Annotated in this window: 15 protein-coding genes and 1 tRNA gene; 4 read left to right on the forward strand and 12 right to left on the reverse strand. The window is 59.5% G+C overall.

Going from position 1 to position 24,015, the window contains the following annotated elements:
• Positions 1-6: 6 nt before the first annotated feature.
• Together QE393_RS15535 and QE393_RS15540 are read left to right on the forward strand one after the other, a co-directional pair.
• Positions 7-975, forward strand: coding sequence for a sulfate ABC transporter ATP-binding protein (locus QE393_RS15535; RefSeq protein ID WP_310044485.1), 969 nt, complete (start codon positions 7-9; stop codon positions 973-975).
• Positions 976-1,217: 242 nt separating this feature from the next.
• A complete protein-coding gene (locus QE393_RS15540) occupies positions 1,218-2,669 on the forward strand; it encodes a methyl-accepting chemotaxis protein (RefSeq protein ID WP_405046306.1) in 1,452 nt (483 codons plus the stop codon).
• On the opposite strand, the gene QE393_RS15545 is transcribed toward QE393_RS15540, so the two are convergent.
• The 3 genes from QE393_RS15545 to gabD form a co-directional block, all read right to left on the reverse strand.
• Positions 2,666-3,865 (reverse strand): HDOD domain-containing protein, encoded by a 1,200-nt coding sequence (locus tag QE393_RS15545; RefSeq protein WP_310044490.1) that lies wholly within the window; start codon positions 3,863-3,865, stop codon positions 2,666-2,668. The two genes, QE393_RS15540 and QE393_RS15545, sit on opposite strands and share 4 nt — an antisense overlap.
• A gap of 113 nt (positions 3,866-3,978) precedes the next feature.
• Positions 3,979-5,259, reverse strand: a complete 1,281-nt coding sequence (gene gabT / locus QE393_RS15550) for a 4-aminobutyrate--2-oxoglutarate transaminase (RefSeq protein WP_273806584.1) — start codon at positions 5,257-5,259, stop codon at positions 3,979-3,981.
• Positions 5,260-5,493: 234 nt separating this feature from the next.
• Complete coding sequence (gene gabD, locus QE393_RS15555; protein ID WP_144956941.1) at positions 5,494-6,942, reverse strand: NADP-dependent succinate-semialdehyde dehydrogenase; 1,449 nt, start codon at positions 6,940-6,942, stop codon at positions 5,494-5,496.
• A 445-nt stretch (positions 6,943-7,387) separates the two neighbouring features.
• On the opposite strand from gabD, the gene QE393_RS15560 reads away from it, so the two are divergent.
• Positions 7,388-7,464: transfer RNA gene (locus QE393_RS15560), tRNA-Arg, on the forward strand.
• 494 nt (positions 7,465-7,958) lie between these two features.
• On the forward strand, positions 7,959-9,488 hold the full coding sequence (locus QE393_RS15565) for a glycosyltransferase family 9 protein (protein ID WP_310044493.1): 1,530 nt from the start codon (positions 7,959-7,961) through the stop codon (positions 9,486-9,488).
• Here QE393_RS15565 and QE393_RS15570 read toward each other — a convergent pair.
• The 9 genes from QE393_RS15570 to QE393_RS15610 all read right to left on the reverse strand — a co-directional run bounded on the left by QE393_RS15570 (position 9,443) and on the right by QE393_RS15610 (position 24,014).
• Complete coding sequence (locus QE393_RS15570) at positions 9,443-10,243, reverse strand: glycosyltransferase (protein WP_169917700.1); 801 nt, start codon at positions 10,241-10,243, stop codon at positions 9,443-9,445. The two genes, QE393_RS15565 and QE393_RS15570, sit on opposite strands and share 46 nt — an antisense overlap.
• Positions 10,240-11,364, reverse strand: coding sequence for a hypothetical protein (locus tag QE393_RS15575; RefSeq protein WP_310045643.1), 1,125 nt, complete (start codon positions 11,362-11,364; stop codon positions 10,240-10,242). Before QE393_RS15575 ends, QE393_RS15570 begins: the two co-directional genes overlap by 4 nt.
• Positions 11,365-11,366: 2 nt before the next feature.
• Positions 11,367-12,233: a histidinol-phosphatase gene (locus QE393_RS15580; protein WP_310044495.1), complete on the reverse strand. Its 867-nt coding sequence runs from the start codon at positions 12,231-12,233 to the stop codon at positions 11,367-11,369.
• Positions 12,230-13,258, reverse strand: coding sequence for a radical SAM protein (locus tag QE393_RS15585; protein ID WP_310044498.1), 1,029 nt, complete (start codon positions 13,256-13,258; stop codon positions 12,230-12,232). Before QE393_RS15585 ends, QE393_RS15580 begins: the two co-directional genes overlap by 4 nt.
• A gap of 209 nt (positions 13,259-13,467) precedes the next feature.
• The gene (locus QE393_RS15590) at positions 13,468-15,279 is read right to left on the reverse strand and encodes a hypothetical protein (RefSeq protein ID WP_310044499.1); all 1,812 of its coding nucleotides are present in this window, start codon (positions 15,277-15,279) and stop codon (positions 13,468-13,470) included.
• Entirely contained in the window at positions 15,279-17,735 is a 2,457-nt protein-coding gene (locus QE393_RS15595; protein ID WP_310044501.1) for an AAA family ATPase, read from the reverse strand. The genes QE393_RS15590 and QE393_RS15595 overlap by 1 nt, the downstream gene beginning before the upstream one ends.
• Entirely contained in the window at positions 17,735-19,225 is a 1,491-nt protein-coding gene (locus tag QE393_RS15600) for a hypothetical protein (protein ID WP_310044503.1), read from the reverse strand. Before QE393_RS15600 ends, QE393_RS15595 begins: the two co-directional genes overlap by 1 nt.
• Positions 19,209-22,604 (reverse strand): AAA domain-containing protein, encoded by a 3,396-nt coding sequence (locus tag QE393_RS15605; protein ID WP_310044505.1) that lies wholly within the window; start codon positions 22,602-22,604, stop codon positions 19,209-19,211. The genes QE393_RS15600 and QE393_RS15605 overlap by 17 nt, the downstream gene beginning before the upstream one ends.
• A 6-nt stretch (positions 22,605-22,610) precedes the next feature.
• Positions 22,611-24,014 (reverse strand): protein kinase domain-containing protein, encoded by a 1,404-nt coding sequence (locus QE393_RS15610; protein ID WP_310044508.1) that lies wholly within the window; start codon positions 24,012-24,014, stop codon positions 22,611-22,613.
• Between the last annotated feature and the right edge of the window lies 1 nt (position 24,015).

Below are 24,015 nucleotides of genomic sequence, written 5' to 3' on the forward strand. Positions count from 1 at the left end.
GGCGCCATGAGTATCGAGATCCAGGGTATCAACAAGAGGTTTGGCGCCTTCCAGGCGCTCAAGGACATCAACCTGCACATCGAGAGTGGCGAGCTGGTCGCCCTGCTCGGCCCCTCGGGCTGCGGCAAGACCACCCTGCTGCGCATCATCGCCGGCCTGGAAGCGCCGGATACCGGCAACATCGGTTTCCATGGCGAAGACGTCTCCGGGCGTGACGTGCGCGATCGCAATGTCGGCTTCGTCTTCCAGCACTACGCGCTGTTCCGCCACATGACGGTGTTCGACAACGTGGCCTTCGGCCTGCGCATGAAGCCGCGCCGCGAGCGGCCGAGCGAGGCGCAGATCGCCAGCAAGGTGCACGAGTTGCTGAACATGGTGCAGCTCGACTGGCTGGCCGATCGCTATCCCGAGCAACTCTCCGGCGGCCAGCGCCAGCGCATCGCCCTGGCCCGCGCGCTGGCGGTGGAGCCCAAGATCTTGCTGCTCGACGAACCCTTCGGCGCGCTGGATGCCAAGGTGCGCAAGGAGTTGCGTCGCTGGCTGGCACGGCTGCACGAGGAGATCCACCTGACCTCGGTATTCGTCACCCACGACCAGGAGGAAGCCATGGAGGTGGCCGATCGCATCGTGGTGATGAACAAGGGCCAGATCGAGCAGGTCGGCTCGCCCGCCGAAGTCTACGAACAGCCGGCGAGCGACTTCGTCTATCACTTCCTCGGTGACTCCAACCGCCTGGCCCTGGGCGAGCAGGAGGTACTGTTCCGTCCGCACGAGGTGGAACTGGAGCGCGAGCCGCGAGCGGGTTATCACGCGGCCGAAGTGCGCGACATCCGGCCGCTGGGCGCCACCACCCGGATCACCCTGAGGGTGCCGGAGCAGAGCGAGGTGATCGAGGTGGAACTGGTCAAGGACCACCCGGTACTGGCCGGGCTGCAACGGGGTGCGCCGCTGCATTTCCTGCCGCGTACGCCCTGAGTCCCCCGCAGGCGGCTAAGACCAAAGTCGTAGCCGCCGGGACCAGACAGCGGTTGCAACCTCCGGAAAGCGGGCTCCATGATCGACGAAACTGACAGCCGTCACACTTCGTCCTCGATCGAGCAGAATAACAAGGAGGTCGCATGCCCAGGCGCTGGCCCGTCGTTTTGTCGCTTCACCTGGCCATCCTCATGGCCACGCTGCTGCTCTGGCAGTGGCTGGCGCTACCCATCGCCGCCGGTATGGGACTGGTGCTCGCCGCTGCCCTCTGGCCCTGGTTGCTGCTGCGCAGGCCTACAGCGCCGCCCGCGCCGAGCCAGTCCTTCGACGAGCTGACCAGCGATCTCTCGCGCAGCACGGCGCGCAACGCCGTGGCCATCGCCGGTGTGGCCTTTGCCGCCCAGCAACTGGCGGCACGGGTGCAATCCCAGGCCAGCACGGCCGCGCAGATTTCCAGCAGCGCCGCTGCCCTCACCCAGACCGAGCATGACAGCGCCGACAGCGCCCGCCAGGCCCTGGCGGTGGCGCAGCAGGTGCACCGGCGCAGCGAGGCCGGCCAGGACGCCCTGAGTACGGCGATCGCCGCCATCCGCGCCCTCAGCGAGCACGCCCGCCAGAGCCGCGAACTGATCGCCGGCCTGAGTGCCCGCACCGACAAGATCCAGCAGGTCACCGAGGTCATCCAGGGTATCGCCAGCCAGACCAACCTGCTGGCGCTCAATGCCGCCATCGAGGCCGCGCGCGCCAGGGAACATGGGCGCGGCTTCGCGGTGGTCGCCGATGAGGTCCGGGGCCTGGCGGCGCGGACCTCCAGCGCGACCGGCGAGGTGGGGCTGATCGTCGCCGACATCAGCCAGCAGACCGACGCCGTGGTGGCGCAGATCCAGCAACTGGCCCAGGCGCTGGACGACGGGGTGCGCCAGGTCGAGCGCACTGGCGAAGGCCTGCAGGAGATCGCCCAGCTGGCGCGGACCGCCGAGCGCCAGGCGGCGGATATCGCCCAGGGCACCTCGGCCAATCTCGCCCAGCTGGAAAGCCTGGCCCAGGCGATGGAGCAGGTGCACAGCGATCTCGCCGACAGCGAGCGCCAGACCAGCCGGCTCAGCGGCGCCGCCGACGAACTGGTGGACATGGCCGAAGCCAGCAGCGAACGCCTGGCCGAGGTCGGCCTGGACAGCTATCACCAGCGCATCTTCGAACTGGCGCGCCAGGGCGCGGATGCCATCGGCCGGCGCTTCGAGGAAGACCTGGCCGCCGGGCGCATCACCCAGGACGCCCTCTTCGACCGCCAGTACCAGCCCGTGCCCGGCAGTCAGCCGGCCAAGTACCGCACCCGTTTCGACAGCTATACCGATGGCGTGCTACCGGCGATCCAGGAGCCGCTGCTGGACCAGCATCCCGGCCTGGTCTTCGCCATCGCCTGTACGCCGGAAGGCTATGTGCCCACCCACAACCGCGCCTTCGCCCATGCACCCACCGGCGACGTGGCAGTGGATACGGCGCGCAGTCGCAGCAAGCGCCTGTTCAGCGATCGCACCGGCAAGCGCTGCGGCAGCCATCAGCGCCGCCTGCTGCTGCAGACCTACATGAGAGACACCGGTGAGGTGATGCACGACCTTTCGGTGCCGATTCTGGTGAACGGCCGGCACTGGGGCGGCCTGCGCCTGGGCTATCGCCCCGACAGCGCACGCTAACCCAGCTGGAGCTGGGTGACCGCCAGTTGCCAGACGGCGGCCTCCAGACCGAGCATGCGCCCGGCCTTGTGCTCGAGCAGGGTGTCGAGAGACTCGCCCGGGGCGGGGTTCGCCGCCTGCGCCGCCAGGTGCAGGATCAGTGACGGCTTGGGCAGCACGCCATGCAGGCTGTGCACCGCGGCCACCAGCTCGCGCAACTCCAGTGGCAGCCGCCAGTGCCGCTGCAATTCCGCGGAAAACTCCAGGCTGTAGCTCAGCAGCGCGCGCTCCAGCGCGGCCTCCTCGATGACGCCACCCCCGTCGCACCAGCGCTGCACGCCTTGCAGCACCGCCAGTTCACCCAGGCGATGCAGCAGGCCGGCGGTATAGCAGCGCTCGGCGTCTTCGCGCACATAGCGCAGCGCCAGCAGCCGGGCGCAGTCGGCGGCGCGCTGGGCCAGGCGCAGATAGCCCTCGGCGCGTCCGGCCAGCAGCGGCTCGGCCAGGCGGGTTGCTCGCCGCAGACTCAGGCCTAGGACCAGATTGAGGGTGAAGCCGACGCCCAGCCGCGGCAGGGCCTGGCTGAGGGTCTGGCAGGATTGGCCAACGCGCTGGGAAGCGCTGTTGGCCGCCGCGATCAGGGTCGCCGTGACCAGGGGATCCTGGCCGAACTCGGTTTCCAGCTCCCCCAGGCTGCAACTCTCGCTCTCGCGACAGCGCTCGATGGTGGCCGGCAGATCGGCGAACAGTGGCACGGCGTCGATTTCGGCGGCCATCCGCTGCAGATGATCGTCGAGCGATCCCAGGGCCGCGGCACTACTGGCCGCCCGGGACGCGTCTCCCGCCGGTGGCAACAGACTGCGCAGACGGCGCAACACCTCTTCCGCCGCATAGGGTTTGACCAGATAGGCCGTGGGTGCCAGGCGCAGGGCAGCGCGCACATAGGCGGCATCGGCCTGTTCGGACAGCAGGATCACCGGCTGCAGCGGCTGGGCGCCGCGCTGGCGGATGCGGCGCAGCAGGTCGAGTCCATCGCAATCGGCCGGTCGCTCGACGATGATCAGCGCGCATCTCTTGCGCTGATCCAGTTCGGCGAGGGCCTGATAGCCATGGCCGTATTCGTGCACCAGGGCATCGGCACGCACGGCCAGCACCAGTGACTTGAGCAGGTCACGGGTCCAGGGATTGGCGTCGACGATAAGTATCAGGGGCGGCATCCCAACCCACTCCTGCTTGAGGAAAGCGAAGCGGCGGATGATGCGGCAAAGCGGACTTAATGCCAAGCGCGTCACAGAAAAACCGCCCTCTGGGAGGGCGGTCCGATCAGGACTCAGGCCAATTCGGCAAAGCACTCGCCGATAATGGCCAAGCCGCGATCCAGCTCTTCGTCGCTGGCGGTCAGCGGCACGAGGATGCGCAGCACGTTGCCGTAGCTGCCGCAGCTGAGCAGGATCAGGCCCTTCTGGCGCGCCCGGACCACGATCTGGCTGGTCAGCTCGGCATCGGGCTGCTCGATGTCGCCCCCCTTGCCCAGCTCCATGGCGATCATGGCGCCCAGGCCACGGACGTCACAGATCTGCGCGTGCTTGGCGGCCAGTTCGCGCAGACCTGCGGTGAGGCGTTCACCCACGGCCTTGGAGCGGTCCAGCAGCTGCTCTTCCTCGAAGGTCTCGATCACCGCCAGGGCCGCGGCGCAGGCGATGGGGCTGCCGGCGTAGGTGCCGCCCAGGCCACCCGGGGTGACGGCATCCATCACCGTGGCCCGGCCGGTCACGCCCGACAGCGGGAAACCGCCGGCGATGGATTTGGCGAAGGTCACCAGGTCGGCATCGACGCCCATCTGCTCCATGGCGAAGAAGGTGCCGGTCCGACCGGCGCCGGACTGGACTTCATCGGCGATCAGCAGGATGCCGTGGGTGTCGCACAGCTTGCGCAGGCGCTGCATGAATTCCTTGGGCGCGGCATAGAAACCGCCCTCGCCCTGCACCGGCTCGAGGATGATGGCCGCGATGTCGCCAGGGGCCGCATCGTTCTTGAAGATGCGCTCGACGCTGGCGATGGCGTCATCGACGCTGATGCCGTGCAGTTCGCAGGGATAGAGCGCGCGATAGACGCCGCCGGGCATCAGGCCCATGCCGGCTGAATAGGGCGCGACCTTGCCGGTCAGCGACAGGGTCATCATGGTGCGGCCGTGATAGGCACTGGAGAAGGCGATGACGCCGGCGCGCTGGGTGGCGGCGCGGGCGATCTTGACGGCGTTCTCCACGGCTTCGGAGCCGGAGTTGAACAGTGCGGTCTTTTTTGGGAAGTTGCCCGGCACCAGTTCGTTGAGCTTTTCGCAGACCTCGACGTAGGGCTCGTAGGCCAGCACCTGGAAGCAGGTGTGGGAGACCTTGGTCAGCTGCTCCTGCACGGCCGCCACCACGCGCGGATGCAGGTGGCCGGTGTTGAGCACGGCAATGCCGCCGGCGAAGTCCAGGAACTCGTTGCCCTCGACGTCCCAGACCTTGGCGTTCTCCGCGCGGGCGACGAAGATCGGGTGGGTCTGGCCGACGCCACGGGCGACGGCGGCGCTGCGACGGTGCATCAGGGAATCATTGGTGTGGCTCATTGCAGTCCTCGATGGCCGCTCATCGTGGCGGCCGGCTACGGGAAAGACGCGGACCGGATTCCGGGCAGCATACGATGATCGACTGCCAACGGCCCGGCGTCCGCGCCGGGAAAAGCTTTGGATCAGACCGAGGGGCTGTTGGGCTGCGACCATAAAGCCGTCTCAACCCAACCTACATTTATCGTAGGTTGGGTTGAGCGCCGCGAAGCCCAACAGGCCCAGCCGAAAGCGGTATCAGACGCCCAGGCAGAGGTACTTGATCTCCAGGTATTCCTCGATGCCGTACTTGGAGCCTTCGCGGCCCAGGCCCGAGGCCTTGACGCCGCCGAAGGGCGCGACCTCGTTGGAGATCAGGCCGGTGTTGATGCCGACCATGCCGTACTCCAGCGCCTCGGCCACGCGAAACACGCGGGACAGGTCGCGGGCATAGAAGTAGGAGGCCAGGCCGAACTCGGTGTCGTTGGCCAGTTCGATGACCTCGGCCTCGTCCTTGAAGCGGAACAGCGGCGCCAGCGGGCCGAAAGTCTCTTCCTTGGACACCTTGGCGCTCTTGGGCACGTCGGCGAGGATGGTCGGTTCGAAGTAGCTGCCACCGTTGGCGTGGGCCTTGCCCCCGGCGATGACCTTGGCGCCCTGGCTCACGGCGTCGTCGATGTGTTCCTTGACCTTGGCCGCAGCCTTGGCGTCGATCAGCGGGCCGATGGTCACACCCTCTTCCAGGCCGTTGCCGACCTTGAGCTTGGCTACCGCGGCCTTGAACTTCTCGGCGAAGGCGTCGTAGACACCGTCCTGGATATAGAGGCGGTTGACGCAGACGCAGGTCTGGCCGGCGTTGCGGTACTTGGAGGCGATGGCGCCTTCCACGGCCTTGTCCAGGTCGGCGTCGTCGAAGACGATGAAGGGCGCGTTGCCGCCCAGCTCCAGCGACAGCTTCTTGATGGTGGGCGCGCTCTGCTCCATCAGCTTGGCACCGATCTCGGTGGAGCCGGTAAAAGAGATCTTGCGCACGATGGGGCTTTCGGTCAGCTCGGCGCCAATTTCGGCGGCGGAACCGGTGACCACGCTCAGCACGCCCTTGGGAATGCCGGCGCGCTCGGCCAGTTCGACCAGGGCCAGGGCCGAGTACGGGGTCTGGCTGGCGGGCTTGATGACCATGGTGCAGCCGGCGGCCAGGGCCGGACCGGCCTTGCGGGTGATCATCGCGGTGGGGAAATTCCACGGCGTGATGGCGGCGGTGACGCCGATGGGCTGCTTGATCACCAGGATGCGCTTGTCGGCCTGGTGACCGGGGATGGTATCGCCATAGATGCGCTTGGCTTCTTCGGCGAACCACTCGATGAAGGAGGCGGCATAGGCGATCTCGCCCTTCGCTTCGGCCAGCGGCTTGCCCTGCTCCAGGGTCATCAGCCGGCCCAGGTCGTCCTGGTTCTCGATCATCAGCTCGTACCAGCGACGCAGCTTGGCCGAACGCTCCTTGGCGGTCAGCGCGCGCCAGGCCGGCAGGGCGCGGTTGGCGGCGTCGATGGCGCGCTTGGTCTCGGCGCGGCCGAGCTTGGGAATGGTGCCCAGGGTCTCGCCGGTGGCCGGGTTGTCCACGCTGACGGTGGCACCGCTGTCGGCGTCGATCCAGGCGCCGTCGACATAGGCTTGCTGGCGAAACAGGGAAGCGTCTTTGAGCTGCATTACGGTCTCCTTGGCTGAAAGGGCCGGAAGCAAGGGCATGACACCCCTGCGCCTGCGATAGGGTCAGGCCTGGAAACGCTGGCATCGCCACCGTTCAGCGCCCGCTCGAGCAACGTTCGAACCACCCTGGGCGTTCGAAATATTGAACGCATCCTAGGAGAATATTGAACCCCCGCGCAAGAGCGCCGGAGCGGTTTTCGCGCGGCCCTCCTCCTTGTTTATGCAGCCCTCACCACACCTCGCGAAACAGTCGTTCAAAATCAACAACATCGTGCATCCGGGCATGGACGGTCGGGGGCAAGGTGAGTATGATGGCGACCGATTCAGCGTCACCGAATCGTTGCACTCGTAGCTCAGCTGGATAGAGTACTGCCCTCCGAAGGCAATACTCGTCGAGTTGAGAAGGGTGTCAGCTAATGGTCAAATAGACCGCCGCAACACATACGCACCAGTAGCTCAGCTGGATAGAGTACCGCCCTCCGAAGGCGGGGGTCGTGGGTTCGAATCCCGCCTGGTGCGCCATATCTCATTGATTTATCAAGCGTTTTATAAGAGACGATAAATCAACCTGCCCTCATCCCAGCTACGCCTTGAATTCAATCAGCCCTGCTTGAAGCGGAAAATGAGCACTGCCTGAACAGCTCGATTTAGGTTGGTTTTCGGGTTGTGCCAATTCTGTGCCTAAACCGTGCCCCCAAGCCTGGCCCGCCCGTTCGGCGAACCAGAATTTTGAGTACTAGCCATAAGCTGGAGTATAGGCTGCAACTCGTTACTGAGCTGAGAGCAACCACTTATTGCATGACTACAGTCACTCGACTGGTAGAAGGTGAGTTGCCTTGTTCGCTGCTCCAGCGTCCCAGAGAGAAGCACAGATAGCCAACGACCGACGTCCATATATGCCAGTCAAGGCCACCTCAAATGACACATACAGATCGAACCAAGCCTGTTTTGATAGGCAAACTTTCGGCCCTGCTTTAGTGTCCACCCGGTCCCGTGGAAAATTGAGCCTACATAAAATGTCATTCCTGCGAAACGCATCTAAAGCATGCATGCGTGTGGTGTTTCGCTTACTTGTCGATAGGTCGTTGCAGCCCAGGCCTACGGAGGGAAATCTGCACATTCTTGTCCCTCGCTGGGATGCCAAGCTAGGCGACTCGATCGTTTCATCCTTCTTCTTTCGCGAGGCTCGCAAACTCAATGCCAGAGTGACCGTACTGACGGTCGCAGAGCTTGCCCAGATGCACGCGCTGGACTTTGGTGTGGATCAGGTCGTGATTACGAACGCCAACCCAGGACTACTCGAACTTCGTCGCCTGGCGCAGCAGCTTGGACAGGTCGATGCCGTGGTGCATCTGGTAGGGAGGATCCAGCCTGCGGAGATCCTTTTTTTGCGACTCTTGCGCCCGTCCCGCGTGTACTCCCTTGATGACCATTTACGCTGTGTCAATCGCAAGCTCGGAGAAATGACTGCCGGCCTCGACATGGCCGAGCGCTACCGACGCGTACTCATAGACTTGGGTGTACGCCTGGTCGATAGAAAGTACATAGTTCCTCTTCCTGACAAGATGCAGAACCCCAACCTCGCCCCGAGAATCCTATTCAATCCCTACGCCAGCCGCCCAGACAAATGCTTGGCCTTCGATAGATCCGTGAGCTTGCTGCACGCCATCGCCGATGCTTATCCAACCTGGTCTATCGGCATCCTGTGTAGCCCCGCGACCCGAGCAGATGCGCTGAGTATGGAAGTCGCGGCGGCTAGACGAAACGTGCGCGTCGTCCATGGACTGGCATCCCCCAAGGATGCCGCCAGGTACATCTGCTGCGCACAGGTCGTAATCAGTGTCGACACGGCAATTGTTCACATGGCGGTCGGCCTAGAAACAAAGCTGGTGGCAATCTACCCAGCCATGCCCGGACAAGCCAACCCGTGGCTACCCCCACCGTCTCCTTTGACTCGGGTCGTCTATAGCCAGCAAAACACTGGTCAGATCCGGCGCACCGGCAAGAAGGACATGAATGCGTTCTCAATAGCAACTCTGTTGGACAATCTTCACGAGTTGTTGGCCACTAGATCCGAAACTGAGCAACTCCATTCGCTCAGAGCGCGGATAGTGCCCGGTCTGGGCGTCGCGCAGGGAACCCTCGCCCGCCAGTTGCCCCTGATCAGCAAGGACTTCCCCGAGGTCGCAGACTGTCACCCAGGGACCATAAACTTGGAGCTCGAATGTCCTCTCGAAGTAACGCAGCCCGATCATCGCACTGCCCCGCTCGCCTGGACTCCGAGCGGACGGACGACTGAAGTATTCGACCTGGTACGCATTGAGCTCGAGTTCGGCCCACTACCAACGCGCGTGCCCGCATGGTTGTACGTTGCCCACGCATCCCCTCACCGTGGCACACCGACCGTCCATGAGGTGATAACTCAGCAGTTAAACCTGAGTGAGGTCAGTGAGTGCCAAATTCATCTGCGCGCAAGCGCAGTAACACTGACACTTACACATCAACAAACGGTGCCCCTCAGCCGCTCGCTCTCTCCCAACCAATAGCCACGATCAGCCTCTATGTGCAGGAACAATCTGGCCAGCAAGGTACCGCTAGAGAGGAATTCTTCAACAGACTCCATACGCTTTGCCGTACGCCGAAAGTAGGTGTTGTAGAGCTTGAGCATGGCTGTATCTCTCACCAGAAAATCTACAACGCTGACATCCCGGCGACGCATCACCTCACAGTTTGCGAAGTTGTACCGCGGACGATAGCCGGGGTCGACGACATCTCCGGCAATAGGCACCAACTCGTCAGCAGATTGCGCCACGATGTCCTTGATACGCCCAGGATTGCCCCACGTATGGGCACCTCCTTCCAGTCCAGTAGCCAACGCCCGGGCAAGCAGGGGGTTTCCCGGTTGGGACGCGAAAATACATTCACTATGCCAATGCAGCTTATGACTGAGGCCTGCCGGAAACAGCGAGCTGGTTGGGTCGCGCAAGAACAGTGTGTCCGCATCCACCCACGCGCCTCCATATCGATGGACGAAGGCCATGCGGATGAAGTCGCTCTTGGCAACTATGGCCTCGATCCCCTCCGCCAGAGTAAATGGCAACGGTTCAAAGGCCCATGGCTTAGCAAGGATTCGAGGGTCGATCAGGTCCTGGACTGTCCGTGGTGTAAGCAATTGAAAGCGCTCACCCAGGGCTCTACGCATCGAGACCAATGCCAGCGCGACATAGGCTGGCATGACCTGCCCAGGGGCATTTTCCCAATAGCTCACATATCGAACGGGACCATGAAGGCAGCTGTTCACGGATGAATCGCCCTGCCATTGGTACTTAACAACTCGGCATTTGTCAGGTACTCCCTCAGCAACACCAAGGAAGGAGCACATTGCGGCTGACTTAGAAACTCGTTACCCAAGGCAGACTTGTACAGACGCAGCCAGGTCGGCGCAGGCACCTTCGGCAGGAAGGCGGCGAGCGACTCTCGGTTTCCCTCCCCGAACAACAGGCGCAGGGTGCGCAGGATTGGTTGGTAGTCCCGCGCAGACAACAGCTCCGCAACGGTATCATCCAGCCGCTGCTCGACCGCCACGCTATTCAGTCGGTCCTCGACTGAGGCATCGCCGAGCGCCACACGGGGATCAATCGCCACCGGGTAGATCGCGTGGAACGACTTGGCACCGCTACGCATGGATTCATAAAGCACTTTGTCGGCGGTAGATCCGGTGACCAGCACATCGTCGCCGAAAATCACATGCACACCGCTCCAGCGGTAGAAATTCTCAGCCGGAATGACATGATCTTGGATCAGATTGACGTGCTCGCGCTCGTCGGTGCTGAGGCTGGCGTAATCCTCGCAGGGCGGCGCAATCCTGGGCAGCTTGACGTTGATGATTGTCGGCAACGCCATATGCGCTAGTTTGACGTTGACCTCCTCGACCACGATCTCATAGAGCACGTTCGCCGTGGACGGCACGTTGCGCCAACCAGTGGTCATCATCACCACGTTGTCACCACAAGCCTTGGCTTTCCGGAACAGGCGTGACCATTGCGAGTCTGACCTATCCAGCTCATCGCAGAGGTAGTCGATCAGCTGTCGTGCGAGACACTGGATATCACCCACACTGCCGTATTTTGCACGGCTGTAGATCCCGGCCAGTACTGTGGCATCGGTTCCCCTGACCATGTCGCGGAACAACCCCGGCTCGGCAGGTGTAAGGTAGTTCAGGGCAGTGCCGCCAAAAATCGAAACATACTCGGCCATGCTGACCAGTTCGCGTGCAAACAGGTCGGCAGCGAACGCGCGGAAACCAGTTTTCACATCATCAGCACAAGGCTGAGCGGAAGCCTGACGAAACATCGCCAACTGGACATCAACCGGGCTATTAAGTACCTCGGACCATAGCGCGGAATATCCGGGGGAAATCATGTTCAAGGCCGTTCAAGTCCTTCTGCCAAAGCTGCTGGTGTGCCCGGTAACGCCAGGCTGTCGAGGGCAACATCGATTCGTCGGCGCCTCTCGTAGTAACTAATGCTCTTCAGCCCCGAAGGCCGCAGGGCCGCGAGCAGCTCGGTAATTCCCGCACCAGCGTCACTCGGGTCATGGGCATCAGACCCAACCGTGAAGGGCACTGCGTGTGCGATGAGCTGCGCCACCAATTCCCGAGACGGGTAAGACCAAAGGCCCTGAACCTCCCCCCCCGTTGCTGGGTCCAGGCTCGACTTTCGAAGACCTGAGGCATTGAGCTCGAATGCAATACCGCTTCGGGCGAGCGGCTCCAGCAAAGGTTCGAAACGGCGCAGGACGATGTCTTCCGGCACTCCGCGCAGCAAGGTGTCGGCGTGCCCTACGGCATCGAACAGTCCACTGTCTAGCAGACCTTCGAGATTGGCGAAGTAGCGATCTAGAAACGCCTGCCCAGCAAGGCGCGGCAGCTCCCAGACCTTCACCATGGTTTCGTCTGGAACTTCCACGTAATGAATCGAGCCTATTACGAAGTCCATCGGGTAACGAGTAAGCAGCTCGCGATTGAAGGCATCGGTGCCTGGCATGTAGTCGAACTCCAGGCCGCACAGGATGGTGATCTGCCCCCGGTAGATCTCCCGCGCCCGCTCGATGTCGGCGAAATAGTGATCGAGTTCGGAGGAGAGCAGACGATTGTCCGTATCCACGGGGAACGGCGCGTGGTCGGTGATGGTTAAGATGGTCACACCGGCGGCGACCGAGGCGCGAACTAACTCGTCGACGGTGCCGATCGCATGCTTCGAATAAGAGGTGTGGCTGTGTGAGTCGATCATGCTACCTCCCATTTTTCGAGCAGCCCGGCATGACCTGCCAGTTCCTTCACCAGCCAGTAGGGGTTGTTTGTCTTGACAATGATTGAACGCAACAGATCCGTGTTCTCCAGGCGAGCCAGTAATTCTGTCAAGGGTTGCGTATAGAGCGCTCGGGGCAGAGGTGTCTCCCGTACGTAGGCAACTAGCCGTTGCCAATCGATCCGGTCAAAGTGGATATTGCCTAGGCGCTGGTTCTCGATGCCATACAGGTATACGCCGCCGTTAGGCTTCACCGTGATATCCAGACCGTTGGCCTGCGGCGCTTTGTTCAAGCTGCCGAAGGTGAAGCGCTTGTTGACCTTGGACTCAATCGCCTCGATGTAGCCCAGCATGTCCAGATAACCCAGGGCGGTTCCAGGTGCGGGGTGTACCAGGTTCTTGTAGTCGATACCGAAGCACTCGCCGCCCGCGATCAGCACGTCTTCCAGCACACTCCGCGGTTCGATGGTTGCTTCGACCCCCCACCGGGCCAGTTCGGACTTCAGGTACTGGCGAGTGAAGTCACGATCGGTGTCGATCGAGCGAAACGAGAAGCTCAGCCCGGACGGTCGCCGGCGCCGCTGGTAGTCCAGGCTGAACCCATGAGCCCGCCATTTTACCTTCTCAATATGGTGGCTGTCGGCGCTCAAGCGGATGTTGCAGGTGTCGCCGTTACCCGAAACGATGCGGTTAGTCGTGTCGTAGAAATCCGCCATCTTGTCATGTGGATAGAACCCACTAGTGATGAATTCGAAGCACTTGCCACCTTCGGACAACCCGAGAATCTCGTGGAACACTTTGGCGTTGTTTAGTGGCTCGCCTTCACCACTGATGGAGATGCGCTTGACCTCCGGGGCATTGATCAATTTAGCGAGGTTTTCCCGCGCCAACGTTGATAGCTCCATGCTGATGCCCGCCTTGTGCTTGTCGGCGTACATACAGAAGGCACAGCCGATTCCGCATATCTGGGTGATGTCGATGTAGAGAAGATGACCTTGAAGATCCATGTCCGATGACTCTGTTAAGCCTAGCGCCCGCAGCGCGAGGAACTGTCTTGTAGAAGTTGCAGCGCTGCTCATGACAACCGCACTGCACATACGAACGGGAGAACCCCCGCCCCCACAAAGGAGTATTGCTTCGCAATTACTGGGATTACATCAAGCTATGCTTAATAAGCTAAGTAACATCTGAAGAATTTGGATGCATTGGCGCTAATCTATACCTCTATAGAAAACGCTCTGCGGCCCAAGGTAGGAAAACCAGTACGACCTGAGACTGTCTGCTCAAATACGAGTCGACCATCCTGTTGCCGCAAGTAACGCTCGGTGCTGCATCTCTCGCAATTGGCTCTAAAGCCCGCAGGGCTCTGAAAAGACAGGGCTACCTTTGCTTTACAAACAGGGCAATTTTCCAAGGCATATATCCCCTGGTTGTGCTGTTTCAGTGCACCTGCTTGGCGTTTTGAATTAGCCGCTATCAGGGCGTCCGTCAGTGCGACAATCGAGCTTTCGGAAACAGCCTCTCTAACCTCAAGCACATGATTCTGATGGTCAACATGCACTCCCTTGATAGAGCCAGCCAATGTAAGCGCTTGCATCGGAATCTTGGTGATCGGCTGGGCATACGACAACAGAACCATGCGATAAAGTGCCTGATCAACGAGCTGACCAAAACGCTCAACGCAGTACATGTCTGATGGGGAGAGCGCTATCCAGTTACCCTGATATGCCGATTGTGGAGGTTCCTGACCAATAGCGGGCCAAGCTATGTATCTATCCACAGAAGGCTGTTGAAGCTCCTCCACCAAAGAGACATCGCTCAGCCAGGGCACCACGGTGAGAAGAGGCTCATCGGATACCTCCCCGCTTGGGGCGGTGCTCACCAACTGCCACTCCAGCCCTCGTTGCTGAAGACGTATGCGCCTACCGCCCCAAGTACCATCATCTTGCCCATGTAGGTAAGGATTCAGCGCATGGCGCAGAACTAACCCGGCATAACGTGAATAGGCATTGGCCAGATATTGGTTCTGCCTGAACCGCTCCTCAGGAGTCTTGCGATTAGCTACCGTCGTCTTAGCCAAAAGATCCCAAAGAATCGCTAGATGCCGGTAATGCGGGTCATGGCTGAGGATGTTGGTTAGATGCAACGCTCCTGTGACCTGTGCCTGCCGGCTGACCAGCAGGTACAAGCCTCTTTGCTGCAACCCCGAAATGGTTCGATGAAGACGCTGAAGAGTCCCTAATGTTTCGCTTAGAAGCTCAGAAGCCTTGCTGGTTGCCGCTTGATCAAATGTCATCCCCCAAAGTCGGCAAACCTCGTGAGAAAGACGAAAATCAACATCCTCAGATTGATAGAACTTCAATGCCTGATCCAAGGTTGCTTGAAGGCTCTTCAGTGCCGACAGCCTCCTCTGCAGATGCCGCTCAATCTTATCCAGCAACCGGGCATAAACGCGGTTTTCGTAGATGCCCCAATCATCCTCGCTGAATCGCGCTAAAACCTTCTTGGGAATCACTCCGCTCAGCGTCTGCCGCTGCCAGCATTCTGAATGTGATGCCAAATGCACCAAAGCACCTTTTGCTAGTCGCCGCGCCCTTGCGACATCGGTCACCTCATCCTCATAGTGAAGATCTAGGCGCGGACGTTGAGATATCTGATGTAGATGCCCTTGTTGCACCACATCAAGCAAGCACTCTTCAAAGGGTTGAAGATGGCTTTGAGCATCAATGATCGCTGCTGGCATTAACGGCGACATCAGTGAAGGCTGTTGTTGTACATCAGCGTCGATGGTTTCGATGGCCTTGTACAACAGCTCTGTCGCCGCAGTCTGAGCCTGCTGCGGTAGAACAAAGGAGCGCACCTCACTGCCCAGCTGGCAGCGATCGCCTCCATCACTCACCAAAACGCCTGAAAAAGCCGGCGTATGACCATTGAAGGCTGGTCCGCCGGCAGCAAGCTGATAGCGACCTTGTTCAATGACCGATGGTAGCTGGCAACATTGCGCGCCAGTGAGTCGATCAACCCACATCAGCTGCGGCCTTCCAGGCGTCGAATATCAGCGTCCAGTAGCTCAAGAGACTTTTGTGGCTCCCCATCAAGGTTGGTCTCGACCCAGAAAGCCTCCAAGGCATCTTTCAGATTTCTGACGGCCTCTACGCCCACGTTGTAGCGACCGGTGACCTTGCCTTGTCGCATAACTCTTGTGGACAACAGGTGATCCAGCGCATCACCAGAAGAAGCTCCGCAAGCCTGCATCACGGGAATGAAATCCAGAGCCTGCTTTTCAAAGCGATTGCCCCACCCAAGCGCAAACTGGCTGCCCAACTGCTCAGTGAATGCGTCACTAGTCAAGCGCTTCAGCAACTCAACAACCTCCACCTTTCGCCCTTCACGAGCGCGGTCAAATGCTTTGCGCAAAGAGCGATAGGAGTAGTTCACCGGCTCCATTTTCTTGATATCGAAACGATGATCCTGCTTGGGCAGTGTCATCACATGAGCACGGTCATAGGTCTTGTCAGCCAGTTCATTGGTAGTTTCATCATGATTGGCCGTACCAATGAACCAGACATTTCCTGGCACCAGGATCTTGCGCCCCTCATGTAGCATCGTGGGTGCATTTGGTAGGGCCGTCTCGGACAGACTGATCAAGCGCTCGTCCCGATTGTTCTTCTCCAATGCGGAGAGGAACTCGGCAAAGTACTGCTCGGGGCGAGATAGATTCATTTCGTCCAGCAGGATGACGTTACAGGTGTCCTGCCAGCGGGGGGTCTGAGCCTTGTACAGGGCCTGCAAACAGTCTTTCTCGTAAAAGCGCCGCTCGAAAGCGTTGTAATGCCCCAGTAGATCGTCGCGATCACGCCAACCGGCTTGGACGGCGATGTCCGTGCAGAAGCCCCCCATTGCCTTGGCAAAAGCCTTGGCCAGACTTGTTTTGCCAGTTCCGCTGATGCCTTGGAATATATGCAATTGGCTCATGGACAAGCCGCCAAGCAGCACGCGAATATCTTCGAGTGGATAGAACAGCTCTACATGCTTTTCGGCCTTGGCAATCCGGTGCTGCAGCTCTTCGGCGAACAACTTGAGATCGGGCACTTCCTCAAGCTCCATGCTGGCTCGGTACTCACGACCCGAGTCCATCAGCGACATTGCCGGGAATGGAGTCTGCGTCTTCTGTGCGCTGGTCAGTTGCTCAATGCGGCTTTCCAGATCATCTATATGCACTGCCAGCGTATTTTTGTGCTGTTCCAACACTCGTTTCTCACGCGCAACAGCCTCCAACTCAGTCGATGCGACACGCTTGCTGCTCAGTTCTCGCCGCAGCTCATCGAGCTCGGGTCGCAGAGCTGAAAGATCCCGCTCCAGATCAGCCTTGCTGTTACGCAGGTATTCATTTTCCCGCTGAAGCTCAGCGGTGTCCGACTGTTCCAAGTCACGCTTCAGGACCCTGTTTTCCTGGGTCAGGCTGTCAAGCTGCTCCAGAATCTCTCTACCTGTTCGCTCACCCAGCGCCAGCTTTAGCTCCTGCATATCAGCCAGCTGTTTCTTTAACTCTTCAGCTTTATTCCAGGCCCTATCACGCTGACTTTCCAGGCTAGAAATGGTTTGAGCGTGGCTCGTACGCTCTGCCGCCATTTCAGTGGCAATGCGCTGTTCCATTTCCACTTCTGCCGTTTTTATTTCGGACCACTCGCGATCAAGCCTGCTGCGCGCACGATCAAGTTCCATCTTGCTTTGCTTGATTTCGTGCTCGCGCTGATCCAATTGACTAACGCGTTCAGCCTCAGCCTCGGTACAGTTAAATTTGACCTCTGCCAGACGTCGGGCGACCGAAGAAAGCTCGCTATCAAGCTGGCGCTTCTCCTCCTGCAAACGCTGTAACTGAATCTCATGCTGCTGAACCATCTGACGCTGGCGATCCTCAAGCTGGCGCAGAGCATCTTCGTTTTGCTCGACGAAGCCGGCTTGCGCATTTGTTTCGCGCATGTTGAGTGAACGCTCAGCATCCAGCAGTTCTGACTTCCTCTTGGCCAGCGCCTGCTGGTCGCCGGAAAAATCGGCCTGAGCAAGAGCCAACGCTGCTCTCGCCACCTCAAGCGCTTGCTGCTCTGTAGCAATGACTTGCTCCCGAACCTCAACAGTGGACGCTAGCTTGTTAGCCTCGTTCCAACGCTCTGAAGCCTCATCACACAGGCGCTCCTTGAACCGCACAAGCTCCTTGCACACATCCGCGAACTGCTCAATCCATCGTGCAAGATCAGTGTCGCCATCAGACTGGAAGCGCTCGCACACGCTACGCAACCAATCCGGCTCGACATGAATATCAAGGCTCATATCAAACGACTGATAAACCTTGGATGCGTTCTCAAATGAAGCACTCCACACAGGGATCAGCTTTTCCAACGAAGGGCGCGGAACTCCTGCCGTGGCAGTTGCAGCAGCAGGCATCTGCTGAGGGCCAAATTTATTCGAGCTCTTCTTCCCCATCACATCCATTCCTTAAAACATGCGGTGAAGCCCAAGGCGTATTGAATACTGCCCAGCGCCATGCAACTGGTGATTTGAGTTGTTTCTCGTCCGGTAAAACTGCTCTGGGCGTGGCTGCTCTGGTTACGTAGGGCCGCAAGCTCCAGGAGCTTGGCCAACTGTAGATCCCTATCACCCAGCACCTTGAGCGGGTGCTGCCGAGCCTTAAGAGTGCCCATGGATGCGGCAAACAGGAGGGCCTTGAGTGAGTCGCTTGGCTTGGAGCAGGCCCTGACAACTTGATCGATCTTCTGCCTAGATAGCAGCCTGATTACATCCTCAGTGAATGCAGGAATCTGCAACGCTGAGAGAATCCGCCGATTGAGCTTCGGATCGGGCCGCTGCTGTTTTGGTAGCTGCCCGACGTCGGCTGGATACGTGCGAATTAGCCATTGCATGACAACCTCTAGCAGCTTCTGGCACTCCATCATCGCCGCATCCAACTCTTGGTCGTGGCTGTCTCCTTGATGAAGCTTCTCCCTGCGCACCAGCAGTGCTGCCAAATGGCGCTTGATGTCAGGTTGGCGATCAACCCAGGGGAACTCAATTAGCACCTGCAGCTCTGTCTGCTTGCGCAAGGCCTCCAACCATTGCTCGACACTTTGATTGTCGGCACGCGGCGCACTCACCAATGGCTCAAGACGAGCGAGCAGTTTGGCGTCACGCTCAATCACCTGAAGAAGTGTGCCCTGCAGCCACCAGGCATTCTCACGTAGCTCAAATGGATCCTTGACCGACCAAAGATCAACGCCATCGTCATCAGCCGTCACCCAGATAAGCGCCCGCGCAGATTGCGGTGCATCATCCAGTCGCTGCACGCCCTGCAAACTGATCTGTTTCGACAGTTGGTTGCCTTGGCCGAGCTGCTGGCTCGATCGATAGTCTTCACGATAATCCCGGTAGGCTAGCGTCAAGGACTCATGATCAAGTGCAGGTAGATCAGCTCTTCCGCTTGCGATCATGTACGGTCGGATGGTAGTTCCGGTCTTTCTTTCGCTCAGGAATTCAGGATAGTGAGCCAGCGGATCCTTTGGCTCTAGTAGATTTAGCTGAGCAACAAGGCGCGGCCAAAACTGTCCCGTTAGTGCGTCCTGTAGCAAATAGCCAGTTTTCAGGTTGGCCTCGTCTATCTCCTCGTCGTCTAGCAGGCGCTCACCCTTGGCCGTCAATGCCTGAGCATTCTCCACCAGCCAGCCATTACTCACGCCCTGAGCCAATATCAGCTTAATCAGGTTCTGGTGAAGCCCGGTCAACTCGGCGATAGCCTCGTCGCGGACAGTGCGCGCACGAATCAACCCAAGCACCGCACGCTGAAAAAAATTCAACTGCGTTCGCTTGGCGTCCGGGTATAGCACTCGATGCACCAGCACAGGCCAAAGCACCGGCCTTTTCTTGCTCCTCGGAGCAAGGCCGAACCTGAGGTATGTGCCGGTTTCAACGAAGACTGCCATGCTCACCTCTGCACATCCGGTAGAAAGCCGCCAATGCCGGCATAGCCTCTTCCGCCTCGGGACTGGTTGCCAGTGCAGCATCCCCCACGCAGATCAACATTTGCCGCTGGCGACTCATGGCCACGTTCATTCGGTTCGGCAAACGCAGGAAGCCAAACTGGCGATTCAATTGCTTCTCACGGTCAGCGACTACATCTCCGCTCGCTTGCCCAGGCCTTGCCTGCTGATAGGTACGTACGCAGGACAATAAGACGACATCAAACTCCTTGCCTTGAAAGGCATCGACTGAACCTATACGCAGTCGCTCTTCGAGGCTGACTGAGCCATCGCTTCGCACCTTTCTGGCCCATTTGAAATGCTCGTGTGGCTCATAGGAGCCGTTGCGCCGCTCCATCAACGCAACCCCCTCTATCCGCTGCTGAGCAAGCTTCTCCATGATCAGATCACGTTGCGCCGCATAGAAAGTGATGATGCCAATCGAGAGGCTGTCACCTCCGGCCTGCATCAGCCTGACCACTTCTTCAGCAATGCGCTGGGCCTCAATATCCCGGACTCGACTCGTCCCGGTCCCGGGGCGCTGATCCTTGCCCTGGGAAACGGATACGTCGATCCATTGACATACCCGGCCTCGGTAGTGCTGCTCAAGCTCCCCTAGAGCACCCAGAAAATCCTGGGAGAAAACAAAATCTCCCGCAGCCTTGCCGGAGCGTACCTCCCCAAGACCAACAGCCTCGTAGAACTGTTTGCTGACGAAATTCCCCAGTATGGGATGCATCCGGAACTGGGTATCCAGCATCACGACCCGGCGAATCGTGTCCTGCTTCTCCAGGTCTTGCAGCTTCACACGCATGCGCTCGAACAGGCTGGAGCGAAACGCAGCCAATTGCAGTTCGGTCAGCTCGTGCTCCTCCTGCAGTTGCCCTTCAATGTTAGGCTCGAGCATGTGCGGCAACTGCCGGTCATCTCCTACCAGGACGATGCGCCGCTTGGCCATGGACATCGGCACAAACAGATCCAGAGGATTGGCGCGTGCGGCCTCGTCGATCACCACGGTGTCGAACTCAATATCGGTGCTATCCAGACCAGCCACTGACTTCAGGCTCGCCATCTGCCGGCCAGCAGCTTGCTGGCAGGTTGCCCCCACCACCATGGAGTACTCATTAACGACAGCCTGAGCAGCATTGCGGTCCATCGCCAGGCTGTCGGCTAGCTGCTCCAGCACCCAGGCCACACCCTGTTTGCGCTGGCGCAGCTTGCTCTCTAGATGCCTGTCGATTTCATCAAGCAGAGTCTGACCCTCAGGATCCGCCTGACGCCTCAACTCCGTAGGCCGGTAGTCGGGCAAATACTGTTCGAGTAGACGAGCCTGGCAGTCCGCAAGCGCATGTAGGGCAGATTCCTCTAGCTGCGAGCTATCCGCAGCGTCTTGCAGCAATGCCAGCAACTCGGCGCTGCCTTGGCCATGACGCTTCAACCAACTGAACAAATCCCAGGCTCGATCAGGACCATCGTCGCCAAATGAAGAGGCCTCGATACGTAGTGCTCGAATGCGTCGCAAGGCTTGTCCGTCCGGCTGGCTCTCGGCCAAGCTGGGCGCCTGCTTCTTGAGTTGCTCGATATAGTCTTCGAGCTGACTTTCCAGCCTGGGCGGCAATACCAGACCGCTCTGATCCAAACCTTGCAGTCCATCCAAAATGCGGTCGAATGCTTCCGCCTGCTGAACTTGCGATACACCGACAACTCGAGCTAGCGCTAACCTGGTCGACAAATCCCTGATTAGCTCCAGCTCCGGGTATTTGCTGTACTCCGCAGTAATTTTTTCCTGCAAATGGGCTGCATGCCGCTCAAGCCAGGGATCGATCAGTGACGCCTCATCGCTCGCGCCGCGCTTACCACCCACGCGCGCGCCAGGTAAGCCGAACACATCACTGCGATCCAGAGCGTTGTCTACAGCATCGTGCTGAAAACTGCTGATCAAAACCTGCGCAGAAATGTTCTGATCCCGTGCCTCTTCAGCCAAGCGCCGCTGAAGCGCCGCGATCACCTGAGTCTTGCCTGTACCTGGAGGGCCAATGATGATGGCTAAATCCGGTGTGTTCAGTGCCGCATACAAGGCATCCTTTTGCGTCGGGGTAGGTTCCCCTCCTTTGAACGTTTCCCGTGCGTAGGGCGTCATCGCTGGAATAGTTCGATGCCTAGCTGCAGGTACCGCAACCCCCTCCAAAAGCCACTTCAGTTGAGGCAACCGCTTACCCGAATCAATCGAACGCTTCGCCGCCAAGCGCCGCTTCCCTACGGAGCGATGACCTGCCAATGAGAGGTACAACCAGCCCTCTGCCTGTTTAGGGCGAACACCACGACGGTTTGAGGCTGGCTTAAAGATGACGCAGTCCGCCTCGAAGCGGATGGTGCCACGCGGAGTGCTTGCAGCCTTATTTGCTTCCTCAGTGGTGAGCTCTTCCGACCAGTCAGGGCGCTCAGCACCCAAGTCAACCTGAGTGTCTGCCGACAACTCAAGATTGCGCCAACGCTCCCTGAACTCCCGATAGTCATCTTGAGATTTCGGCGTCAGACGCCATACGTTCTCACGTCCCTCTTCGGCACCCTCCCAGTGAACGAAGCGCAGCGAGCGCAACGTCTCTGCCTTCATCAGCGCACCCTGCCACTCCTTGTCGTTGTAGAGATTCCACAACTCCAAATAGCTGGCGCTATCTCTCAGCGCGGCATCCAGCAACGCCTGTTGACTGGCGCTATTGAGAACCGCGGCAACAGAAGCATCACGGAACTCAAACTGGCCGATCAGCAAGGAAAACGCGCCGTCACGGCGCGAGTGGCGGGTAATGCGCTTGATCAGCAGTCCACGGTCCTGTCGTTGCTCCACATCGGCGCGCCAACCCTTGCCCAGCAGTTGGAAGCCTCCCTTGGAGGTGCTGTTGCTAAAGCGCGCGACTGTGAGCCAGTCACCCTCGTCCAGCCCACGCACCAGGAACTGCTCCGCGAACCATCGGCAGGCGAGCTCGATGCTCTTATCGGCGATTTCCTGCTTCCCATAGAGATCATCGGCAATCAGCTCGTCGACCCCAAGCTCAAGCTGCATGGCGGACACTTCGACTGGTGCGCAGTACTGCACCAGTAGCTGGCTGCTCTGTTTGCTGGTCAGCAGCCAGCGGCTCTGATCGCGCATTACTAGGCGGCTAAAAAGACCATGATCAGCCGGAGCGCAGCTCACCCTGACACGTAAGTCGCCCTGAATCGCCAGCCACTCGTCCTGATAGCTCTGGAGAAAAATCACCTGACCAGCCTGAAAGCCATCGATGAGCTCATCTGAAGAAAGCGCCAACACATCCTCGGACAGCAGGGGAAAGTCTTTAAATTCCATACGCCATCACCACCGGAACTGCCAAATGACATGGGACTCTGCCAGCTCACCCACATGGAGCCGATAAGGCTCCTCATGCTGTCCGCGCAGACTTTCCTTGAGCCCCTGGTATCGCTCCAGTGGCTTCTTCGCTGAGCCCCGCTGCAAATGCAATTTGCTCTGCGGCAGCGGGTAGATGCCAAGCCCCTGATCGGAGTATTCGATGCGGAGATGGTCCGCGGGCCAACGGTCATAGCTGAAGGTGGGCATCAAACGCTTGAGCTCCAGATCGCCCCCCGGTTGCAGCCATACCTTGCGGCCAGTGGCAATCATGTTGCCTGGCTCCTCAGGCGAACCCTCTGCTTCGTCCGGCAGAGCGATAAACTCCTCGAACAACACCAGCCGGCTATCGGCAGGTTCGTCGCAGAAAAAGCATGACGCTTCATCGAGTGAATCAAGCTTCGCAGGCAGCAAGGTAGTGCCTCCGCAACCGGCGCAGCAGTAGAGGCGCTCGTCAATTTCCGCCAGCGCCTCAAGCCACTCGGCCATACACGGTCGCTCACTGGCGCGATGCCGCCCCTGCTCGAAGCAGCGGCTGAAGAGCACTGGCAGCCGACTGTGCTCAATCAGTTGGATGGGCAGGTTGGCAAAACACTGATTGGCATCGTCCCGCGTGTCATTGATCCAAGGGTGTTCACCACGCAGCGCGGCCTCCTCCTCTTCAGGCTCCCCATCACTGACCAACTCGCCCTTAAAGGGGTGGTTATGGGTCAGCAACTGATAGGCGATGACAGCAAAACTCCAAATGTCCGTCAGACTGGACAGCAGCGCGTCACCACGCACCACTTCTGGGGCGCCATAGTCAGCCGTGTGCAAAGTCATGCCGCTGTGCGCTTCGAGACTGATGTTGTCGCAGTCGATCAGCCAGGTTTCCGCATGGATGGGGTCATCCGATACGAAGATGTTGCTCGGGGATAGATCGCCGTAAAGCATGCCGCGCGCATGTAGTTGATTCAGTGTTCTGGCCAGCTGGCTCAGAATACGGATACGCCGCCGCAGGCCACCCTGCCGAAGATAATCGGCAGACGCCTCATCTTCTGCATTGATGAAGCTGTCTAGAAGGCCTTGCAACGGAACCAGACCATCCATCAGCTCCATAACGTAGCCGAAGCGCGGCTCAGCCAGCAGAGCCAGCGGCCTGGCCAGTTTCAGATCACTGAGATCTTGGTGAATCAGCCAAGCAATATGGCGATGCCAACGTTGGCGGACTTGCTCATCTTTATTGGTAAAACCCTTGATCAGAACCTGGGGATACTGAGTCCGGTAGACGATACCCTGGCCACCGCGGCTCAATTCCTCCCGCAGCTCATAAACCGAGCCTTTGGTGTCCTGCACCACGCGCTTCTGCGGCGCTGTCGTAGTCGTGGTCATC

The organism is Pseudomonas sp. SORGH_AS_0211 (genome assembly GCF_031453455.1).
GTDB classification, from domain to species: domain Bacteria; phylum Pseudomonadota; class Gammaproteobacteria; order Pseudomonadales; family Pseudomonadaceae; genus Chryseomonas; species Chryseomonas aestiva.